At 66.8% G+C, this 21,834-nt stretch carries 14 protein-coding genes; 9 read left to right on the forward strand and 5 right to left on the reverse strand.

The window, feature by feature from the left end; translation table 11 throughout:
• Positions 1–334: 334 nt before the first annotated feature.
• Positions 335–3,160 carry a TonB-dependent receptor domain-containing protein gene (locus LC060_RS06395; protein ID WP_226633723.1) on the reverse strand — a complete coding sequence of 942 codons (2,826 nt, stop codon included), beginning with the start codon at positions 3,158–3,160 and terminating at the stop codon, positions 335–337.
• A 508-nt stretch (positions 3,161–3,668) separates the two neighbouring features.
• Here LC060_RS06395 and LC060_RS06400 point away from each other — a divergent pair.
• The 4 genes from LC060_RS06400 to LC060_RS06415 all read left to right on the forward strand — a co-directional run bounded on the left by LC060_RS06400 (position 3,669) and on the right by LC060_RS06415 (position 6,501).
• Positions 3,669–4,454: an SDR family oxidoreductase gene (locus LC060_RS06400; RefSeq protein WP_226633725.1), complete on the forward strand. Its 786-nt coding sequence runs from the start codon at positions 3,669–3,671 to the stop codon at positions 4,452–4,454.
• 71 nt (positions 4,455–4,525) lie between these two features.
• On the forward strand, positions 4,526–5,155 hold the full coding sequence (locus LC060_RS06405) for a TetR family transcriptional regulator (protein WP_226633727.1): 630 nt from the start codon (positions 4,526–4,528) through the stop codon (positions 5,153–5,155).
• Positions 5,145–6,035 (forward strand): S-methyl-5'-thioadenosine phosphorylase, encoded by an 891-nt coding sequence (mtnP, locus tag LC060_RS06410; RefSeq protein WP_226633728.1) that lies wholly within the window; start codon positions 5,145–5,147, stop codon positions 6,033–6,035. Before LC060_RS06405 ends, mtnP begins: the two co-directional genes overlap by 11 nt.
• Positions 6,036–6,333: 298 nt before the next feature.
• Positions 6,334–6,501, forward strand: a complete 168-nt coding sequence (locus tag LC060_RS06415; RefSeq protein WP_319005408.1) for a GIY-YIG nuclease family protein — start codon at positions 6,334–6,336, stop codon at positions 6,499–6,501.
• 419 nt (positions 6,502–6,920) lie between these two features.
• Here the strand turns inward: LC060_RS06415 and LC060_RS21020 are convergent, their stop codons facing one another.
• Positions 6,921–8,639, reverse strand: a complete 1,719-nt coding sequence (locus LC060_RS21020) for a putative 2OG-Fe(II) oxygenase (RefSeq protein ID WP_226633730.1) — start codon at positions 8,637–8,639, stop codon at positions 6,921–6,923.
• Positions 8,636–9,367: a 2OG-Fe(II) oxygenase gene (locus LC060_RS06425; protein ID WP_226633732.1), complete on the reverse strand. Its 732-nt coding sequence runs from the start codon at positions 9,365–9,367 to the stop codon at positions 8,636–8,638. The genes LC060_RS21020 and LC060_RS06425 overlap by 4 nt, the downstream gene beginning before the upstream one ends.
• Positions 9,368–9,428: 61 nt before the next feature.
• Between LC060_RS06425 and LC060_RS06430 the strand changes: the two genes are divergently transcribed.
• From LC060_RS06430 to LC060_RS06440, 3 genes are all read left to right on the forward strand, one after another.
• Complete coding sequence (locus LC060_RS06430; protein WP_226633733.1) at positions 9,429–10,205, forward strand: 2OG-Fe(II) oxygenase; 777 nt, start codon at positions 9,429–9,431, stop codon at positions 10,203–10,205.
• A gap of 109 nt (positions 10,206–10,314) precedes the next feature.
• The gene (locus tag LC060_RS06435) at positions 10,315–10,929 is read left to right on the forward strand and encodes a hypothetical protein (RefSeq protein ID WP_226633735.1); all 615 of its coding nucleotides are present in this window, start codon (positions 10,315–10,317) and stop codon (positions 10,927–10,929) included.
• A 356-nt stretch (positions 10,930–11,285) separates the two neighbouring features.
• Entirely contained in the window at positions 11,286–14,279 is a 2,994-nt protein-coding gene (locus LC060_RS06440) for a TonB-dependent receptor domain-containing protein (protein ID WP_226633737.1), read from the forward strand.
• A 208-nt stretch (positions 14,280–14,487) separates the two neighbouring features.
• Here the strand turns inward: LC060_RS06440 and clpB are convergent, their stop codons facing one another.
• Positions 14,488–17,067 (reverse strand): ATP-dependent chaperone ClpB, encoded by a 2,580-nt coding sequence (gene clpB / locus LC060_RS06445; RefSeq protein ID WP_226633738.1) that lies wholly within the window; start codon positions 17,065–17,067, stop codon positions 14,488–14,490.
• 276 nt (positions 17,068–17,343) lie between these two features.
• Positions 17,344–18,099 (reverse strand): DUF4197 family protein, encoded by a 756-nt coding sequence (locus LC060_RS06450; protein ID WP_226633740.1) that lies wholly within the window; start codon positions 18,097–18,099, stop codon positions 17,344–17,346.
• 179 nt (positions 18,100–18,278) lie between these two features.
• Here LC060_RS06450 and LC060_RS06455 point away from each other — a divergent pair, with 179 nt between their 5' ends.
• Together LC060_RS06455 and LC060_RS06460 are read left to right on the forward strand one after the other, a co-directional pair.
• Positions 18,279–21,167 carry a M16 family metallopeptidase gene (locus tag LC060_RS06455; protein WP_226633742.1) on the forward strand — a complete coding sequence of 963 codons (2,889 nt, stop codon included), beginning with the start codon at positions 18,279–18,281 and terminating at the stop codon, positions 21,165–21,167.
• A gap of 20 nt (positions 21,168–21,187) precedes the next feature.
• Positions 21,188–21,487: a hypothetical protein gene (locus tag LC060_RS06460; protein WP_226633744.1), complete on the forward strand. Its 300-nt coding sequence runs from the start codon at positions 21,188–21,190 to the stop codon at positions 21,485–21,487.
• The last annotated feature ends 347 nt before the right edge of the window (positions 21,488–21,834 follow it).

Consider the following 21,834-nt stretch of genomic DNA (forward strand, 5'->3'; position numbering starts at 1 on the left):
AGCCCGAGGGCGATGGCCCTCGGAAAGTTCATCTTTCCCTCCCTCGCGAGGAAGGAGGCGGAAGAGGGCAATCCAGATCCAAGGGGCCATCGCCCCTTGCCCCCGAAATCGGCAACCTCACCTCTCTCCGCCACCGCAGCGCGCGCAAAGTAAGCTCGACAGTTTGGGGAGCCCGAGGGCGATGGCCCTCGGAAAGTTCATCTTCCCTCCTTCGCCAGGAAGGAAGCGGAGGAAGACTGTAATGATTTCAAGGGACCATCGCCCATGAAAAAGGGGCGCCGGACAGATGCCCGGCGCCCCCAATTCACGTGGACTTTCGTCCCGGTTGCAAACCTTAGAAGGTCATGCGGCCCGAGATGAAGAAGTCGCGGCCCAGCACGTCGTAGACACCCGGCCAGGTGTTGGTCTGCTGCTGGTTGTCGCCCATGATCGGCGGCTGCTTGTCGAACAGGTTGTTGACACCTGCGGTCAGCGTGAAGTTCTCGCTGACGTCGGCCGAAAGGGTGAGGTCGAACTGGTCGTACGAGCCCAGACGCTCCACCGCGTACTCGGTCGAGGGATCGTCGTCGCTCACCGCACCCACGTGGCGCCAGCGGATGCTGGTGGTCAGCGGTCCATCGATGAGGCTCAGACGCGAGGTCCACTTCCACTTCGGAGTCGGCTGACCGCAGACCAGCGTACCGAACTGGCCGGCGCACTCATAGGTCTCTTCGGGCAGGTCGGCCACCGGAGTGTAGATGTTGCTGATCGTGTAGTTGCCCAGGACGTTGAACGAGATGCGCGCATCTTCGCCCATCAGGCCCTTGCCGATGCTGGTCATGTAGCTGACTTCGAAGTCGATACCTTCGACTTCCAGCGCGCCGGTGTTGGCGTTCAGGATCGCCGGCGGGTTTTCGCCGTCGAGCTGACCAAGAGCGTTACGCGAGCCAACGAAGGCCTGGCAGTACTCGCTGTTGATGTCCTGGATCACGTTGTAGCACAGGTTCAGCGAGTTCGCGAGACCGCCACCCAGCGTCGAGATCGCACCGTCGACCTTGATGTTGTACCAGTCGACCGTGGCGACGAAGCCCGGCAGGAAGGTCGGCGTGAAGACCGCACCGGCCGTCCACGAGTCCGAGGTTTCTTCCTGCAGGTCGGCATTGCCGCCAAACAGGCCCTGGATCTGCGTGTTGAGCTGGATCGTGTCGGTCCAGACGGCACTGTTGGGAACGCCGCTGGCAACGCAGAGCTGACGCACGACGTCGGTCTGGCCGGCCGCAGCCTGGTTGGCACCGCACGGGTCGGTTGCGCCCGGGAAGCCCTGCGACTGGCCGCCGAACAGTTCGTCCACGTTCGGAGCACGGACCGCACGCTGGTACTGACCGCGCAGGGTCACGTCCGGGATCGGCGCGTATTCGAGGCCACCGGCATAGGCCCACACGCCGCCCACGGCGCCGAGCGAGTAGTCCGAATAGCGCACAGCGCCGGTCGCCTCGAGGCGGTAGACGCCCGGGGTGTCGGTCACGAGCGGCACGCGAAGCTCGGCGAAGAGCTCCTTGACGTCGTAGGCGCCCTGGGTCGGCAGGCCAGCGTTGAAGCCGATCACGTCACCCGAGGACAGCGCGGTGTCGGGGATGAACTCCGACGAGACGCGGCGGTATTCCGCACCGATCGCGAAGCCGACATCGTCGCGGCTCATGCCGGTGTTGAACAGCGAACCGCTGATGACGCCCGAAGCGACCTGGAGGGTCGAGATCTCGGTGTTCTGCGCGGTGATCGCGATCTGGTCGGCCATGGCCTGCGTGAGCGTGCCCGGACCGTAGATGTTGATGCCCGGAGCCGAACCGTCGAGACCGGCCTGGAAGGCCGAGCGCGAGACGTTGCCGCTCTGGATGTTCGAGTTACGCGTACGCGCGAACATGTAGTACGCGTCGTAGTTGATGTTGCTGGTGATCTCACCACGCGCACCGAGCAGGACGCGGAAGGCGCTACGCTCGTCGAGCGAGTTACGCGCACCGACCTCGAGGGTACGACGCTGGACCGACATGGCCACCTGGCCGTCGCCATCAGTGTCGAGCTGGTTCATCGCGGCAACGTCGGCAGCCGAGATGAACTGCGAGGCGGTCGCGATGTCGATGTTGAACGTGCCGGTCACCGGGGTGGCGGCCAGTTCGTTGGCAACGCGGTTGTTGACGTACGAAACTTCGGTGTAGGCGGTGTGGCCGTCCGAGAATTCGTAGTCGGCATAGCCACCCATCAGGTAGCGTTCCTGCGGAACCATCAGGTAGTTGACGGGACCGTAGTTGTAGAGATCGGTGCCGACGCGCGGACGCGACGAACCCGGTGTCTCGTAGAAGGCGCCCGGCGAGCAGTAGACGTTGCCGGTGGGGCAGTCAGCGGCCGCGAGGGTCGAGGTGAAACGGCCCTGCGGGGTGGTCGACGAACCGCCCGGGATGATGCCGCCTTCGTAGTCGTCCCAGTTCACGTCTTCCGAGAACTTGCGGGCCGAGGCGAAGACGTCCTTGCGGTCGTAGTATTCGCCGTAGACGGTGGCGTGGCCGCGGCCGTCGGCGAATTCGCCGCCGAAGGCGAAGTTGGCGGTCAGGCGCTGGCCGTCGCCACGGCTGGTAACGCCGTACTGCGCGCCCATTTCAAGGCCCTGCACGTCCTTGAGGCGGAAGTTGACGACACCTGCAAGCGCGTCCGAACCGTACACGGCCGAAGCACCGCCGGTCACGACGTCGACCGACTCGAGCAGGAACGAGGGGATGGTGTTGAGGTCGACGATCTGCTGGGTATCGTAGAACATCCAGCGACGGCCGTTGACCAGGACCATGGTACGTGCCGAACCCAGACCGCGCAGGTTGAGCGTCGCGACGCCGCCACCCGGGTTGTTCGAGAACGAGGTGGTGCCCGGAACAACCTGCGGCAGGGTGTTGATGACGCTTTCGACGTTCACCGCACCCGACAGGGCGAACTCTTCGCTGTCGACGACGGCGACAGGCGCTGCCGATTCCACGTTGCGGCGCGCAATGCGCGAACCGGTGACGATGATCTCGCCGCTGGGCTCGGACGCCTCGGCCGGCCCGGTCTGGGCATAGGCGTTCGTCGAGACCAGAGCCGCCGCCGCGGTCAGGCTCGTCGCGCTGATCAGCGCGGCCTTCTTCAGGTGTGTTTTCACTAGTTGTGTGTCCCTTGTTGCTTCAGATCTCCCGACAGGTGCGTGACCAATCCTGCCAGGTGACCCGGATGCCGGTGGTCCAACACGCGTTGCGCGCAGGACCGCCATGCGTCAGTTTTGTTGCGTTCTCGCGGGCGCCTTTCAATCCCATGTTGTGCATGACGGAAAAATGACGCGACGCCTGTTGCCTTGTTGCAACATCACTGTGGGCGCCGTTTGTTGCTCATGTTTTGTCGGTCGATTTCCGCTGCATCGCAGCCCCGCACGACAAATGCGCATGCGCTTGGTTTACACGTGACCATCTTTCGGAAAAGCACATGATTGTGAAATCTTATTGCTTAGCTCCGATATTCCGACCGAGCGCAATTGACCCTTTCAATCCTCCGACTTAATCACGCGGTTAAACAAGCCGCACCCGGATCAAGCCGATTGCAAGAATGCAACGGTGCCCCTGCAGCCCATGCTGCAAGGGCAAAATGGCGCGGCCCAAAGAAGGGAATCACAAGCCATGAAACTGGCAGAGGATGTCGCAACGATCGTCACCGGAGGGGCCTCGGGCCTGGGGGCCGCCACCGCCCGCGCCTTGCGCACGCAGGGCGTGAAGGTCGCCCTGTTCGACCGCAACCGCGAGGCCGTCACGGCGCTGGCCGAGGAGATCGGAGCCGTCGCTTGCGTGGTCGACGTTACCGATGAAGACAGCGTGGCGCAGGGCTTTGCGCAGGCCCGCGCGGCCAACGGGCAGGAGCGGATCCTGGTCAACTGCGCCGGGATCGCGCCAGCCGCCCGCACTGTCGGGCGCGAGCGGGACAGCGGGGCGCGCACGCGCCACGACATGGCGCTGTTCGAGGCAGCGGTCGCGATCAATCTCGTCGGCACCTTCCGGTGTTGCACCTATGCCGCACAGGGCATGACCACGCTGCCCCCGCAAGGGCCGGACGGCGCGCGCGGGGTCATCGTCAACACCGCCTCGATCGCGGCCGAGGACGGGCAGATCGGCCAGGCCGCCTACGCCGGGTCCAAGGGCGGGGTGGCGGCGATGACGCTCCCCCTCGCGCGCGACCTCATGGCCGACGGCATCCGCGTCAACACGATCCTGCCCGGCATCTTTGCAACGCCGATGGTCGCCGGAATGCCCGCCCCCGTCCAGGAGGCGCTCGGCGCCGCGGTCCCCTTCCCCAAGCGCCTGGGCCAGCCCGAGGAATACGCGCGCCTGGCCTTGTTCATCGCCGAGAACGACTACCTCAACGCCGCCACGATCCGTCTCGACGGCGCGGTGCGCATGGGACCGAAGTAAAAAGCCAAGCCGGAAAAGAGAGCCTGCAAAAGGGCTTGCACCGCGCGGCGGGAGCGAGGAAGGATCAGGACATGGCGGACAAACAGGATCTCAATGCCCCCCCGGGCGCGCGCGCGCTGCTGCTCGACACGGCCAGCGCGATCATGCGCGACGGCGATGTCATCGACATCTCGCTCTCCGAACTCTCGCTGCGCTCCGGGCTCAACTCCGCACTGGTGAAGTACTACTTCGGCAACAAGGCGGGGCTGCTCAAGGCCCTCCTCGACCGCGACTGGGAGGCCATCGTCACCTCGGTCGACGCGCTGGTCGCCAAGGACGGCTGGGCCCCCGAGGCCAAGCTGCGGCGCCATATCCTCAAGGTCGTCGACACCTTCTACGAGGTGCCCTACCTCAACCGCCTGACCATGCGCGTCATCCGCGAGAGCGACGATGCCGAGGCACGCCGCATCGCTGACTGTTACCTGTCGCCGATGTACCGCGCCTACGAAAGCCTGATCGGCGACGGCGTGGCGGCCGGGGTCTTCCGCCCCACCGACCCGCAGCTCTTCTACTTCACCGTGACCGGGGCGGCCGACCGCTTCTTCTCGGCGCGCCTCGTCCTCAAGCACTGCTTCGACCAGGACACGTTGACCGAGACCCTGCGCGACCGCTATCGCGAACACACTCTCGACATCATCATGGCAGGTATCCTTGCGCGCTGAAAAATCGCCGTTCTGGCACATCGGGGTCCTTGGTGGATCGGGTCTTGCGGCCGGTATCGAACTGGAGGACGCGCAGGAGATCGAGGTCGCCAGCCCCTTCGGAAAACCATCCGGCCCGGTCACCACCGGACGTATCGGCAACGTGCGCTTCACGTTCCTCGCGCGCCACGGCGCGGGCCACGCGATCCCGCCGTCGCAGATCAACTACCGCGCCAATATCGACGTCCTCAAGCGCTGCGGCGTTACCGATGTCGTCTCGCTCTCGGCGATCGGCTCGCTGTGCGAGGACATGGCGCCCGGGCACATGGTCATGGTCGACCAGTTCATCGACCGCACCAGCCAGCGCACCAACAGCTTCTTTGGCACGGGCCTCGTCGCCCATGTCTCGATGGCCGACCCTACCTGCGAGCGCCTGCGCGAAGCGCTGGGCGAGGCCGCGAGCCTGGCGGGCGGGCACGTCCACACCAAGGGCACCTACGTGTGCATTGAAGGCCCGCAGTTCTCCAGCCGCGCGGAAAGCCGCATGTACCAGGCCTGGGGCGCCGACGTGATCGGCATGACCGCAATGCCCGAAGCGCGCCTCGCACGCGAAGCCGAACTCCCCTACGCCACGCTGGGCATGGTCACCGACTACGACTGCTGGCGCGAGGAGGAAGAGGGCGTGGAAGTCAGCCACGTGCTCGAAGTCATGCACAAGAACGCGGAAATCGCACGCAAAACGGTGCGCGAACTCGCCAAGGGGCTGCCCGAACGGCGCGAGCCGGTCGGCATCGACACCGCCCTCGAATACGCGCTCATCACCGCCCCCGACGCGCGCGATCCCGCCCTCGTCCGCCGCCTCGACGCGGTCGCCTGCCGCCTCTTCGGCGAGAAGGACTGAGAGAGAAGGTAAAAGGTAGATGTTCCGAGGGCCATCGCCCTCGGGCTCTCCAAATTGTCGAGCCTGGCGCAGGCAACCGATCACGGCCGATAATGGCTTGGCGGCGTGGACAAATTCCTACGTCGGGTTCGCGCTCATTTGCGACGCTCAGCAGCCGGGTTGGTCGTCTTCGAAGCTGCCTTCGCGCTCAACGGACAGCAGGCAGAGCGGGCGGCTTTGATGCAGCGGCTGCACAGGGCCCAACCTTTCACCGCCTTCGTCATTCCCGCGAAGGCGGGAATCCAGTAGCAACCTCGCCATGAAGGATACCTTCGCGCCCTCAGTCTACATGCTTGCCTCGGGCCGAAACGGCACGCTCTACACCGGAGTTACGTCGAATCTGATCCACCGCCTCGCCCAGCACCGCAGCAATCATTTCCACGGCTTCAGCACTCGTTATGGAACCGAGGCTGGAAGCTCCGACTGATCGAGGAAGGTAATCCGGCGTGACGCGATCTGGCCACGGATCTGGGATTTGAAGCGGTGCGCTGACTGGATTCCCGCCTTCGCGGGAATGACGAAGAGTTGGATGCTCACTCATGCGGCGCCAATCTACTTTGTCCGTCCGTAATCCGACGTTCCGCAACCGGCCCACTTCAGATGCTCCAATCGATGCTGTATTTGTCCGCGCGGCCCGAGGCCCCTGATCGGGAACAGCGAACGAGGGAAGCTGGAAAGACCTCTTTTCAAGGGGCCATCGCCCCTTGCCCCCAGAACGGGCGGCCTCACCTCTCCGCGCCACCGCAGCGCGCGAAAGGTGCGCCAGACAGTATGGGGAGCCCGAGGGCGATGGCCCTCGGAATTCCTTCTTCCTTTCCCCTGCCCTTTTTGAGACCCCTCTGAGCCTTAGCTGCGCACCGCCACGTCGAAAGCCACGGTCATGCGGCGCCCTTGCGCGAACGGCGCGGTGCCGTGGAAGAGCGTGCTGGGAAAGAGCGTCAGGTGCTTTTCGAGCGGGGGCACGATCTGGCGCGGGGGCAGGTCGAGGCCCATTTCGGGCGGCGCGCCGCCCACCTCGAGGCAGCCGGCGCCGGGGACATCCTGAGCAAGTGGCGGCAGGTCGATGTAGAGTGCAGAGGAGAGCACGCCCTGGGGGTGGATATGGACCGTGTGGCGTCCGCCTGGCCCCAGCCGCACCGACCACGAACCTGCGATGGCCAGTTCTTCGTCGCGCTGTGCGAGCAGCGGGTGGCCGTTGTCGCGCGGTGGCAGGCCCGTCCGGTAGGTCTCGATCACCTGAAGGATCACATCGTGCAGGACCTTGAGCGGTGCCTCGGTGCGCGCAAAGAGCCCGCCGCGCGTCTGGCTGCCCCCGCGCACCGACTGGCCGACCGGCACGAAAGAGGTTTCGTGCAGCGCGTGGAGCAGCGCCTTGATCTCGGCCCACTGGGCATCGCAGATGGCGAGCGGCAGGCGGCGCACCATGTTCGGCTGGCCGTGGAGCCATTCCTCGCGCGGGTCGTCGAGCATGCGCCAGGCCAGCGAGCGCAGCCCCCAGCCCGACACATCATGGGGCGCATCCGCCAGCGCGCGCGCCAGCAGCGCCTCGGCGTGTTCCGGGTCGCGGCAGCGCAGGCGGTGGCGCGCTTCCTCGACCCGAGCAAGCACACCGGGGCGCCCCTCGCGCGCGGGCAGATCGGCAAAGAGCGCATCGGCGCGCGCGAAATCACGCGCGGCACTGGCTGCGGTTGCGGCGGCCACGCGCACGTCAGGGTCCTGCGGCATACGCGCCAGCGCGTCTTCCCCCGCCGCGTGAGCCTGGGCGGTGCAGTCCGCGCCGCTCAGCGCACCGACCCAGGCCAGCGCCAGCGCGGCGTTACCGGGCAGCGCGCGGCTGGCTGCCGCGTAGTGGTCGGCAAAGCGCCCACTTTCCAGCGCGCCCTCCTCGGTGTTGAGACGCAGTTCGGCAAGGTAGCGGTGCGCGTCGAGCCAGCCGGGCATCTGCGCGCTGAGCGCATCGGCGATCTGGCGCGCCTCGGCAAACTGGCCTTCGGCTTCCAGCGCCATCGCGCGGCCGAGCCACAGGTTCGCATCGCCCTGGTTGACCGCGAGCGCCTTGGCGTAGCGCGCGCTCGCATCCCCTTCGCCGCGTTCGAGCGCAATGCGCGCGCGTCCGTGCAGGCCGCGCACATGCCCCGCATTGAGCGCGAGGCACGCCTCGTAACTGGCCGAGGCCGCGGCCAGATCGCCGCTCGCCCGTTCGGCCGAACCGCGTGTCGACCAGTAGCGCGCCTCGTGACGTCCCTTCGCCTCAAGCCCCTGGAGGAGCCGCGCCGCCTCGCCTGCGCGGTCCAGCTGTTCGAGCACGATGGCGTGGTTGACCGCGTATTCCAGTTCCCCCGGCGCGGCCTTGCAGGCACGCGCATAGAGCGCCTCGGCCCGCGTCGTATCGCCCAGCCGCAGCGCGCTGCCCCCGGCGCTGTTAAGGAGGCGCGGTTCATGGGGTGCCAGCGCGAGTGCCTTATCGAAGAGGCCCTGCGCCTCGCCTGCGCGGCCTGCCTTTTCGGCGCTGAGCGCGGCCTCGCGCAACTGGCCGATGCGCGCCATGTCGAGCGAGACGCTCACCGATCGCGCAGCCAGCCGGTGATGGCGAGGCGCCGCGCGGGCGCGAAGGGCGCGACGTAGCTCACCATGTGGCTTTGCGGCACGCGCAGCAGGTTGAGCGCATTGAAGCGCGGGCGCCAGCCTTCGACCACGTCGCCGTCCTCATCAAGGAAGTGGAGGTAGCCGCCCCAGTCGGGGTGCCAGTCCGCTTGCGCAAAGTTCATCACGTAGGCGACGCGCCAGCCCTCGGCGACGTGGCTGTCGGTGTGGGGCCCCAGGAAGTCACCCGGCGCGAACAGGGTCGCCTGCGCGTCGGCCTTGCGCAGCTCCGGGATACCGCAGATGTCGCGCGCCAGTTGCAGGAAGGGCGCATCGTTGATGTGTTCAAGCAGGAGCGCGAGCGGGCCGTTGCGGTCCCAGCCCTGCAGGTACGCGTCGAGCATCGGGTAATTGGCAAAGCGCACCGCGTATTCGCCCTTGCCGGCCGCGCCGTAGATCTTCTGCGCCAGCGCCTGGCGCTCCTCAGGCTTCATCGCCTGGATCTGCTCGGGGCGCAGCGTGGTGTGCGGCTCCTCCCCGGCCTGGCAGGCGAGCCCCCAGGGCGTCTCCTTTTCCAGGACGCCGCGGATCGTCTGCGCGGCCTCGGGCTTCAGGAAATCGCGCACCTGCACCCGGCCATGCTCCAGGAATTTCGCGCGAAGGGCCGCGCGGTCGAGCGCGGGATTGATCTCGAAGAGGGATAGCGTCATCGTGGCTCCGCAAGTAGCACAGGCCCCGCGTCTTTCCCAAGCCGCCCGGCGATGTGCATTGATGGAAATCACAGACGAAGCCGCGCCCCCGACCATGTCCCTGACCTCAACGTCCCTGACCTTCGCGCTCAATCCCGCTCTCGACACGAAGGCGGCCGCCGACGAATTCGCGCAAGGCGGCCACACGCGCCTCAAGGACTTCCTCGAAGAGAGCTGCGCCGAGGCGCTGTGGCGCGAGCTGCGCGCCCGCGAGGACTGGGTGCAGGTCATCAACAGCGGGGACAAGAGCTTCGAGCTCGACCGCCCGACCCGCAAGAGCTTCTCGCCCGAGCAGGCCAAAGCGATGGACGATGCGGTCTACGCGGGCGCCCGCAGCGGCTTCCAGTTCCGCTACGAGGCCCTGCGCGTCCCCGACGGCGCCAAGGCACGGGAAAAAAGCACCGATCCGCTGGCCCGCTTTGCCACCTGGATGTCCTCGGCGCCCGTGCGCGCGCTGCTGGGCGCGGTCACCGGCGAGAGCGCGCTGACCTTCGCCGACGCGCAAGGAACCGCCTATGCGCCGGGCGACTTTCTTACCGCGCACGACGACGCGGTGGCGGGCAAGCGGCGCCACGCGGCCTATGTGCTGGGCCTCAATCCGGCCTGGCGCGCGGAATGGGGCGGGCTGCTGCTGCTTCATGACGGGGGCGAGCAGGGCCGCATCGCCGTGCCCGCCTTCAACACGCTCGACCTCATCCGCGTCGGGCAGGCCCATTCGGTCAGCGAAGTGACCCGCGCGGCCCCCAACCGGCGCTATGCGGTCACCGGATGGATGCGCAAGGGGCCTGTCCCGGCCTGAGATTTTCCGACGCCTTTTCCGGGACATGATCCGGCTTTTCATTTTGAGCAGGCCACTGCTATGCTCGGCCACAAGCACCGCCACGCGTGCCGAGGAGACCTGAAGACCGATGGCTGCCAAGACCGCCCGTTCTGCCCGCACTCAGCGCCTGCGCGCCCCGTTCGCCACCTTCGCCGCCCTCGGCGCCGCGCTGGCCCTGACGCCGTTCGCCGCAGGTGCGCAGGAAAGTGGCGAGCCGCCCGCCGCGCTGCGCGGGCTCGCCCAGTGCCGCGCGCTTGCCGATGATGCCGCCCGCCTCGCCTGCTTCGACACGGAAAGCGCCGCGCTTCTGGCCGCGAGCGATACCGGCGCGGTCGCCATCGTCGACGAGGACGAGGCCCGCCAGGTCCGCCGCTCGCTCTATGGCTTTGCCGTGCCCGAGATCGCGATCTTCTCCAAGACCCGCAGCGCCAGGGCCGAAACCGCCGAAGCGGACAACGAGGAGGCCCGCGACGGCGACGAGGACACCCTCGTCTCGACCATCACCCGGGTCGAGGGCCTTCCGCGCGGCTACTACCGCGTGACCATTGCCGAGGCCGATGCGGTCTGGGAGACCACCACGAAGCGGCGCAGCGCGTCCGCCCCCAAGGTGGGCGACAGCGTGGAATTCGAAGCGGCCGCCTTTGGCACCTACTGGATGCGGCTCAACGGCCACATGGGGGTCAAGGCGCACCGCGTGCGCTGACGGGCAGCCGCTCGCGGGCTTAGCGGGAGGCTGGCTGCCTACGAACATTTCGCGCGCATGTAATAAAACCCCGGCCAAAACGCGCAGCGATGCGTAAAGTTGCACTCTTTGTACATTTTGAAACACAAATTTGGCAGCAGAGCACATGCCCGCCACTCAAGTGTGGCAACTTTATTACACTACTTATGAAATGTCCTAAGTCAGTTGTCTTAGGTGTTGCCCCGGAGCGCCATCAGCGCGATCCGTCCCCCGACGCCGCGAGGGGGTAGCCCTCCTACCCCGTTGCGCTTGCCGATCCAACACCCCCCGGTGCTGGCGAGCGACCGCGGCGTATGTGTAAAACAAGGGGCAAACCATTGAAGACCAACATCATGCGCACCGCGCTCATCGGGGCTACGTGTCTCACGACCGTGGCACTGAGCGCCACCCCCGTCCTCGCGCAGGATAGCGCTCCGGCCGCCACCGAAGAGAGCCCGGACAACGCGATCATCGTGACCGGCTCGCGCATCGCGCGCACCAACGCGGACACCTACGAGCCCTCGATCATCCTCGACAGCGAGCTTCTGCAGAAGCGCGGCCTCACCAACATTGCCGACGCGCTGAGCATGGTTCCCGCCTTCGGCACCCCCGGCGCCAGCGCCACGGGCAGCCAGGGTGGCAGCTTCGGTTCGGGCCAGAGCTTCATCAACTTCTTCGGCCTGGGCTCGCAGCGCACGCTGACCCTCGTCAACAGCCGCCGCTTCGTCAGCTCGAACACCGCCTCGATCTTCGGCCCCTCTGCCGCCGGTTCGCAGGTCGACCTCAACACCCTGCCCACCCTCGCGCTCGACCGCATCGAGACCGTCGCCGTGGGCGGCGCGCCGATCTACGGCGCCGACGCGATCGCGGGTACCGTCAACATCCTTCTCAAGAAGGAATACGAGGGCATCGAGCTTAACGCGCAGACCGGCCTGTCCAGGCGCGGTGACGGTGCGAACCACCGCCTTGGCGCGCTGGCCGGCACCAGCTTCGGTGGCGGGCGCGGCCACATCGTGGGCTCCTTCGAATACAACCGCACCGAGGGCATGACCTACGAAGCGCGCAAGCGCACCGCTGCGGGCCTGTTCTACACCTCGCCGGTCGAGGATTCGCCCTACAGCCAGGTCATCATCGAGGATCGCCGCATCCCCGCGCTGAGCCCCTACGGCCTTCCCTCCACCATCGACATCATCCCCGGTGATCTCGGCCCGCTCGGCGCGCCGGGCCTCAACTACGGCATCCTCGATGACCAGGGCAACACGCTGGGCTTCGACCGCAACGGCAACCTCGCCCCGATCGACTTCGGCACCGTGCACGGCGCCACGGCCTCGGCGGGCGGCAACGGCATGAGCCTGGTCCCGCTCTCGAACCTGCTTTCGCCGGTTGAGCGCTACCTGGGCTACGCCCACGCCGACTACGAGCTGACCGACGGCATCAAGGCGACGGTCGACTTCAACTACGCCCGTTCGAAGGGCACCGAACTGCGCACCCAGCCGGTCTACAACACCTGGCTGTTCGGCGACGCGGGCGATCCCGACGGCAACCTCATCATCCCGCTGTCGAACCCGTTCCTCAGCGATGCCGCGCGCCAGACCATCGCCGCGCAGCTGCCCGAGGGCCAGGACGTGTTCTACCTGGGCCGTGCCAACACCGACCTCGTGTCGGGCCGTGGCAGCTCGACGGTGGAACTCTACCGCATCACCGGCGGTCTTGAGGGTGACTTCAACGTCGCGGGCCGCGACATCTCCTGGGAAGTGATCGGCAACTACGGCCGTTCCAAGACCAAGGGTTCGAGCCGCGAGCTGGTCCAGCAGAACTTCGAGAACGCGCTGGCCGGCTGCCAGGACGGCTACACCAACTCGCCGATCCAGACCGGTTCGGCCACCTGCGTGCCGTTCAACCCGTTCGGCAACCAGAACGGTCCGGAAGTGGGTGAGTACATCACCACGACCGCGCACCCCACCGCACTGAACGAGCAGTGGATGGTCACCGCCGACATCACCGGCACGCTGTTCGACCTGCCCGCAGGCGGCGTCGGCTTCGCGCTGGGCTATGAACACCGCAACGAGAAGTCCTCGTTCGATCCGGGTGCCTTCTTCTACGGCGCGGTCGACCCCAACGATCCCGATGGCGCGCGCACCCAGTACGGCCGTTCGATCCCGATCGATCCGGTCCGCGGCAGCTACCACACCAACGAAGTCTTCGGCGAACTCCAGGTTCCGCTCATCTCGCCCGACATGAACGTCCCGTTCCTGTACTCGGCCGAGCTGCACGGCGCCGGGCGCTACGTCGACAACTCGCTGGCGGGCGGTGACCTCACCTGGACCGCAGGCGGTAAGGTCAGCTTCCTCAAGGACTTCGGCATTCGCGGCAACTTCACGCGCTCGATCCGCGCGCCCGCGATCACCGAGCTCTACAACCCGACGAGCCAGATCTTCACCACCGCCGACGATCCGTGCGATGCACGCTTCATCACCGCAGGCCCCAACCCGGCCAACCGTGCGGCGAACTGTGCAGCGGACGGTCTTCCCGCCGACTTCACCTCGACCATCGTCGACTTCACCTCGCGCGGTTCGCTTTCGGGCAACACCAGCCTGGAAAACGAAGTGGCCGACAGCTGGACCATCGGCGGTATCTTCACCCCGACCTTCCTGCCCGGCTTCTCGCTCGCGGTGGACTGGGTCAGCGTGAACCTGAAGAACGCGATCGTCAGCGTCGATGCCGACGGCACGCTGGAAGCCTGCTACGATGCGACCAGCTTCCCGAGCGCGGCCTGCGACCAGATCGACCGCGACGCGGACGGCCAGGTGGAATTCATCCGCACCGGCTACCTCAACGCGGCCTCGTACAAGTACAAGGGTCTGATCGGCGAACTGCACTACTTCACCGACACCCCCTTCCTGGGCGCCAACAGCGCGATCCAGCTGGGCGCCTCGTACCAGTACATCGACACGCTCGAAACGCGCATCGGCACGGGTGACATCCAGACCGACCGTGGCAGCATCGGCTACTCGAAGCACCAGTTCACGGTGAACGCGAGCTACATGAACGGGCCCTTCACGGCCTACACGCAGGTGCAGTACATCGGGAAGGCCGAGCGCGATCCCGACGCATCGGCGAACACCTACCAGTACCCGACCCGTCCGGCCGTGGCCTTCGTCAACAGCTCGATCAGCTACGACATCAACGAAGACTACACCCTGCGCCTGATGGTCGACAACGTGTTCGACACCAACGCGCCCTACCCGGCGCCCGCGGGTGGCGGCCTCGACACCTACTGGAGCGGCTTCATGGGCCGTTACTACAAGGTCGGCGTGACCGCGCGCTTCTGATAGCCGCGCCGCACGGCACACCAAAAAGGGCCCCGGGAGCGATCCCGGGGCCCTTTCATTTGGGTTGGGAGAATTAGGTAGATCCGAGGGCCATTGCCCTCGGGCTCCCCATACCGTCTTGCCCGGGGCTCTCACGCCACGGCGCTTGAGAAAGGTGAGGTCGACCGTTTGGGGGTCCAAGGGGCGATGGCCCCTTGAATCTCCCTTATTACTCCACGGTGATCGTCAGTGCCCCGTCGCCATCGCCAATCGCCAGCTGTGAGCCGTCGGGGATCTCGCCCGCCAGCAGCTTTTCGGCGAGCGGGTCCTGCAGGTACTTCTGCACCGCGCGCTTCAAAGGCCGTGCGCCGTAGACCGGATCGTAGCCCACCCGGCCCAGCCAGGCCTTGGCCGCATCGGACAGGTCGAGCACGATCTTGCGATCCTTGAGCAGCTTCTGCACGCGCGCCACCTGGATATCGACGATCGGGCCCATGTGGTCCTGACCCAGACGGTGGAACATGATGACCTCGTCCAGACGGTTGAGGAACTCGGGCCGGAAATGCCCGCGCACGACTTCCATCACCTGCGGCTCGACGCTCTCGACGTCCTTGCCGTCCTCGATCTGGGTGAGGAACTGGCTGCCCAGGTTCGAGGTCAGGATGATGAGCGTATTGGTGAAGTCCACCTGGCGCCCCTGCCCGTCGGTCAGACGCCCGTCGTCGAGCACCTGCAACAGGACGTTGAAGACATCCGGGTGGGCCTTTTCCACTTCGTCGAAGAGCACGACCTGGTAGGGACGGCGCCGGACGGCCTCGGTCAGGACGCCGCCTTCCTCGTAGCCCACGTAGCCCGGGGGCGCGCCGATCAGGCGGGCGACCGCGTGCTTCTCCATGAACTCGGACATGTCGATGCGCACCATCGCGCTGTCATCGTCGAACAGGAATTCGGCGAGCGCCTTGGTGAGCTCGGTCTTGCCCACGCCCGTGGGGCCCAGAAACAGGAACGAGCCGAGCGGACGGTTGGGGTCCTGCAGGCCGGCACGCGCACGGCGCACCGCCTTGGAGACAGCCTGGACGGCCTGGCCCTGCCCGATCACGCGCTTGCCCAGCACCTCCTCCATCTTGAGGAGCTTCTCGCGCTCGCCCTCCAGCATCTTGTCGACCGGCACGCCGGTCCACTTGGAGACGACGCCCGCAATGTCGTCCTCGGTCACTTCCTCGCGCAGGAGCGCGTTGGCCGACTGGGCCTGCGCCTCGGCCAGCTGGCGTTCCAGCGAGGGGATCGTGCCGTAGGACAGCTCGCCTGCGCGGCCAAGGTCACCCGAACGCTGCGCCTGATCGAGCTCGATCCGGGCCTTGTCGAGGCTCTCCTTGATCTTGCCTTCCGCCGCGATCTTGTCGCGCTCGTTCTGCCAGCGGGTGGTCAGCTCGCTCGACTGCTGTTCGAGGTTCGCCAGTTCCTCGCGCAAGGTGACGAGACGGTCGGCAGACGCGCTGTCGTTCTCCTTGGCGAGCGCCTGCTCCTCGATCTTGAGCTGGATGATGCGGCGGTCGAGCTTCTCGATTTCCTCGGGTTTGCTCTCCACTTCCATGCGAATGCGGCTCGCGGCCTCGTCCATGAGGTCGATCGCCTTGTCGGGCAGGAAGCGGTTGGTGATGTAGCGGTTGGACAGGGTCGCGGCCGCCACCAGCGCGCCGTCGGTGATGCGCACGCCGTGGTGCAGCTCGTACTTCTCCTTGATGCCGCGCAGGATCGAGACGGTGTCCTCGACCGTGGGCTCGCCGATGAAGACGGGCTGGAAACGGCGCTGGAGGGCCGCGTCCTTCTCGACGTACTTCTGGTATTCGTCGAGCGTGGTCGCGCCGATGCAGTGCAGTTCGCCGCGTGCGAGCGCGGGCTTCAAGAGGTTGCCCGCATCCATCGAGCCCTCGGACGCCCCCGCGCCGATCAGCGTGTGCATCTCGTCGATGAACAGGATGATCTGCCCCTCGGCGCCCTTCACTTCGTCGAGCACGGCCTTCAGGCGCTCCTCGAACTCGCCCCGGTACTTCGCGCCCGCAATCAGCGCGCCCATGTCGAGCGCCATCAGCGTGCGGTCCTTGAGGCTGTCGGGCACGTCGCCATTGGCGATGCGCAGCGCAAGGCCTTCGGCAATGGCGGTCTTGCCGACGCCCGGATCGCCGATGAGGACGGGGTTGTTCTTGGTGCGGCGGGCAAGGATCTGGACGGTGCGGCGGATCTCCTCGTCACGGCCGATGACCGGGTCGAGCTTGCCCTCGCGAGCCGCCTCGGTGAGGTCGCGCGCGTACTTCTTCATCGCATCGTAGGCGTTTTCGGCCGAGGCGTTGTCCGCCGTGCGCCCGCCGCGCAGTTCGGTGATCGCCGCTTCGAGCGCCTTGGCGTTGAGGTTGGCCGAGGCCAGCGCCTTGCCCGCCTCGGTGGTGGCGGCGAGGACCAGCGCGAGCAGGATGCGCTCCACCGTCACGTAGCTGTCGCCCGACTTGGTCGCGAGCTGCTCGGCCTGGTCGAGCAGGCGGACCGCGTCGTTGTCGAGCCCCGGCGTCGCCTGCGCGCCCGAGCCCGACACGGCGGGCATCTTGCCCAGCGCCTTGTCGATGGCGCTTTCCGCGATCTTGGGATTGCCACCGGCGCGCTGGATCAGCCCCGCGGCCATACCCTCGCCATCTTCGAGCAGGGCCTTGGCGATGTGCTCAGGGCTGATGCGCTGATGGTTGTTGCGGATGGCCACGGTCTGCGCGGCCTGAAGGAAACCCTTCGCGCGGTCGGTGAACTTTTCGAGATTCATGGTCTGTTTTGCCTCCTGACACCCCGGATATGGTGTTGCAATTTTGCAACACAAGAGGTGCCCCACCAAAATTTTCCATGGCTTTATCTGGGCCCTTTTCCGGCCAATTCAATTGCCCGGGATCAAATCAGCCAAAAGGAAAAGAATTGGTCCGAGGGCCATCGCCCTCGGGCTCCCAAAACTGTCTACCTCAGGGCCCTTGCACCCCGATGCTTGAGAGAGGTGCGCCAGACAGTTCGGGGGTCAAGGGGCGATGGCCCCTTGAAAATCCATCCTTTACTGCCCGAGAACCCCACGCAGCAAACCGCCCAGCGGCTTCAGCGGATCGGCCCGCAGGTTCGCTTCCTCTCGCCCGATGTAGGCAAAGATCCCGTCGAGCGCCTGTTCGGTGACCGAGCCGCCCAGCGCGTCGCGGGTGAGCCCGGCGCTCTTCACCAGCCGCGACGAGGTCGTCAGGCGGTCGAGCTGGCGGTAGGCGCCGACCTCGTCCAGCCCGCCGTCGACGAGCGGGCGCAGCGCGCCGTGCAGTTCCTCGCCCGCGCTCGTGCGCAAGTACCGCGTCGCCCCGTCGGAACGCGAGGCGATGCCCGGCACATCGGTCACGTCGAGGTCGCGGATCGCGGTGCGGAATACCGGCTTCGCCGCCCCCGCCGCGACGCCCGCCGCATCGTTCACCGCGCGCACCAGCCCGCCGGTGAGATCGAGCGGGCTGCCCGCGCCCAGGATCGCGCCGAGCCCCTGCCCGAAGCCGCCCCTGGTGCCGGATTTTCCGCCCAGGAGTCCGCCGATCAGCGGCAGGTCGATGCGCACGTCCGGGTCATCGTAGAACGCACCGGGCCGCGCCAGCTTGTCGAGCGAGCTGTCGCTGGCCTGGACCAGCAGCCCCGTCAGCGTCCCGCCGAGCCCCTGCGCGTTTGCCGGAAAGGCCAGGCCCATACCCAATCCGGCTCCCAGGCCCGCCAGTCCCCAGCCCGCGCCCCTGCGCAGCAGCCCTCGGCGGTTCCACATCGGCGCCTTCGCGTCCCGGTCCATGTCCACTCCTCTCCGGCCGCTGGGCCGTGCGTAATCCTGTGCGCGAACGATTGCAGACCCGCTCCCGCCCGGCAAGCGTGTCCTGGCCCGCGCACGCGTGCAAAAGAGGAGGAATTTGCTCCCTTTTTCCGCACGGTATTTCGATTGCGCGGCGCAGCAACTTTGCTAGCTTCGCGGCCATGCGTATCGGAACCCGTGCGAGCCTTGGAGCTCTTGCCGCCGCCCTTCTCGTCACCAGCCTCGCGCCGCTGCCGCTTGCGGCCCGCGACCGGACCGAAACGTCCGCGCCTGCCGCTACACCGGGCGCCGCCACCCCCGAAGAGCTCGTCGCCAAGGTCGACATCCCCTATGAGAGCTTCCAGCTTGAAAACGGGCTGACCACCATCGTCCACACCGACCGAAAGGCCCCGATCGTGGGCGTCACCGCCTACTACAAGGTCGGCTCCAAGAACGAGCCGCGCGGGCGCACCGGCTTTGCCCACCTCTACGAGCATCTCTTCTTCGGCGGCTCGGCGAACGTGCCCAACTTCGACATTCCGCTCGAGGCGGCGGGCTCCACACCGACCAACGGCTCGACCTGGTACGACCGCACCAACTACGTCGAGACCGTGCCGACCGGCGCGCTCGACCTTGCGCTCTTCATGGAGAGCGACCGCATGGGCTACCTGCTCCCGGCGGTCAGCCAGGAGAAGCTCGACCAGCAGCGCGGCGTCGTCCAGAACGAGAAGCGGCAGGGCGACAACCAGCCCTATGGGCTTGAAGACTACGTGATTTCCGATGGCCTGCTCCCCGTCGGCCACCCCTACCGCCACAGCACCATCGGCTCGATGGCGGACCTTGATGCGGCCTCGCTCACCGACGTGCGTGCCTGGTTCACCGACCACTACGGCCCCAACAATGTCGTCCTCGTCCTTTCGGGCGACATCGACGCGAAGAGCGCGAAGCCCATGGTCGAAAAGTGGTTCGGCGCGATCCCGCGCGGGCCTGCGATCCACCCGGTGATGGCGGGCCCGGTGACGCTGAAGAAGAGCGCCTCGCGCGACATCACCGACCAGGTCCCGGTCCTGCGCCTCACGCGCACCTGGACAGGTCCCGGCCTCAACGATCCCGACGCGCCCGCGCTTGAGGTCGGTATGCACATCCTGGGCGGCCTTGCCTCCTCGCGCCTCGACAACGCACTGGTGCGCGGACAGGAGCTGGCGGTCGGCGTCACCGCCGGCGCGCAGACCTACGAGGCGATGAGCCAGCTTTCGATGGCGATGATGGTGAAGCCCGGCGTCGAGCGCGCCAAGGCCGAAGCCGCCTTCGATGCGGTCCTCGCCACGTACCTGAAGGAAGGCCCGAGCGAGGACGAACTGAAGCGTGCGGTCGTCTCCACCCTTTCCGACGAGATCGGGGCGCTCGAACGCGTCGGCGGCTTTGCGGGCAAGGGCGCGACACTGGCCGAGGGCATGGTCTATTCGGACGATCCCGCCTTCTACAAGACGCGGCTTGAGGCCATGGCCGCGCTCACGCCCGAGAAGGTGCGCGCTGTCCTTGCCAAGTGGCTCTCGCGCCCGGTATTCAAGCTCGCAACGGTGCCGGGCGAGCGCACGCTCGATGGCGGCGCGCTGGGCGGTTGGGGCGATGAGGACACCACCCCAGCCCCCGCTCCCGACGACAAGGCCCCCGCCCCCGAACTGGCCCCGGCGCCCGAACGCACAGCGCCCCCGCTCGGCACCATCGGCGATCTCGCCTTCCCCACGCTCGAACACGCCACGCTTTCGAACGGTGTGCCTGTCACGCTCGCGCGCCGCACCGCGGTGCCCAAGCTGCAGCTCACCATCGCGTTCGATGCGGGCACCTCGGCCGACGCGCTCGACACGCCGGGCACACAGGCGCTCATGCTCGACATGCTCGATGAGGGCGCGAACGGCCTCGATGCGACCCAGCTTGCCGAAGCGCAGGAGCGCATCGGCGCCAGCATCGAGACCGGGGCAAGCACCGACACCAGCGTGCTCAACCTTGTCGCGCTGAGCGACAACCTCGCCCCCTCGCTCGATCTTGCCGCCGGGATCCTGCTGCATCCGACCTTTGCCCCCGAGGACGTCGCGCGGCTCAAGGCAACCCGCCAGGCGCAGCTCTCGCAGGCGCTCAGCTCACCCAACTCGCTGGCCCAGCGCACCCTTGGCGCCGCGCTCTACGGCACCCACCCCTATGCCCAGCCCAGCGATGGCCTGGGGGATGCCGCCTCGCTCGCTGCGCTGAGCGCGCAGGACCTGAAAGCCGCGCACGCCAAGTGGATGCGCCCCGATCTGGCCCGCATCACCGTCGTGGGCGATGTGACGATGGCCGAATTGAAGCCCCTTCTCGAACGCGCCTTTGGCGGCTGGACGGCGCCCGCGACCCCGGCGCCCGTCAAGCACCTCGACGCGGCCACCCCGCAGGCGCGCGCGCGCATCCTGCTGGTCGACCGCCCCAATTCGCCCCAGTCGGTGATCATGGCGGGCCGCGTCCTGCCCATGGACGGCACCGCGAAGAACGGCGAGGCGCTTGACCTTGCCAACGACGTCCTTGGCGGTGGCTTCCTCTCGCGCCTCAACGCCGACATCCGCGAGGACAAGGGCTGGAGCTACGGCGTCAACTCGGGCGTCACGAAGAACGAAGGCCCCCGTACATTCCTGGTGCGCGCGCCCGTCCAGGCCGACCGCACCGGCGATGCCATCGCCGCGATCCGCACCGACATGGCCGCGCTTCCGGGCGAAAAGCCGGTCACCGCAGAGGAGCTTCAGCGCGTTACCGAAGGCGCGATCCGGGGCCTTCCCAACCAGTTCGAGACCAACGCGTCAGTGGATGGCGCGATCCGCCTGAACCAGCGCCTCGGCCGGCCCGAGGATTACTACGCGACGCTCGCGCAGACCTACCGGGGCATCGATGCCGAGGACATCGGCGAAGCCGCACAGGCCTACCTGCAACCGGGCGAGCTGACCTTCGTTGTCGTTGGCGACCGCGCCGTGGTCGAGCCGCAACTCGAAAGCCTCGGCCTGCCGGTCGAGGTCATGCCCGCCCCCACCACGGACAGCGAATAAGCGATCAGGGAGAGAACACGATGTCGGTAGCCGGAAGCTACGAATGCACCACGAAGACGCCGATGGGCACGCAGAAGGGCGTGCTCACCATCGTGCCCGAAGGCGACACCTTCACCGGCACGATCGCAGGCGACCTTGGCGCCATGGACCTTGAGAACGGTACGATTGCCGGCAACACCATCGCCTGGAAGATGACGATGACCTCGCCCATGAAGATCGACCTCGACTGCAAGGCCTCCATCGAAGGCGATGACCTCACCGGCACGATCAAGGCCGGCTTCTTCGGCACGATGGAGCTGAAGGGCACCCGGATCGGCTAAGCCGCCCCCACCCCCCGAGGCCCAGATGACGCGCGTGCCTGGTGCGATGGGCCAATGAGGGCAGACACCTAACAAGGACAAACTCGAAGAAATTGATTCCGAGGGCCATCGCCCTCGGGCTCCCCGAACTCGTCGAAGGCAGCTCTGCCCGCCCCTGTTAATTTAAGATCGCAGGCGTCGAATGGGCCGAGTAACGGAAGGTCCGATTGCGGACTGATAAAGTAGATTGGCGCCGCATGAGTGAGCATCCAACTCTTCGTCATTCCCGCGAAGGCGGGAATCCAGTCAGCGCACCGCTTCAAGCCCCAGATCCGTGGCCAGATCGCGTCTCCCAGATTACCTTCCTC

The sequence above is a fragment of the Novosphingobium profundi genome, from assembly GCF_020524485.1.
Lineage (GTDB): Bacteria > Pseudomonadota > Alphaproteobacteria > Sphingomonadales > Sphingomonadaceae > Novosphingobium > Novosphingobium profundi_A.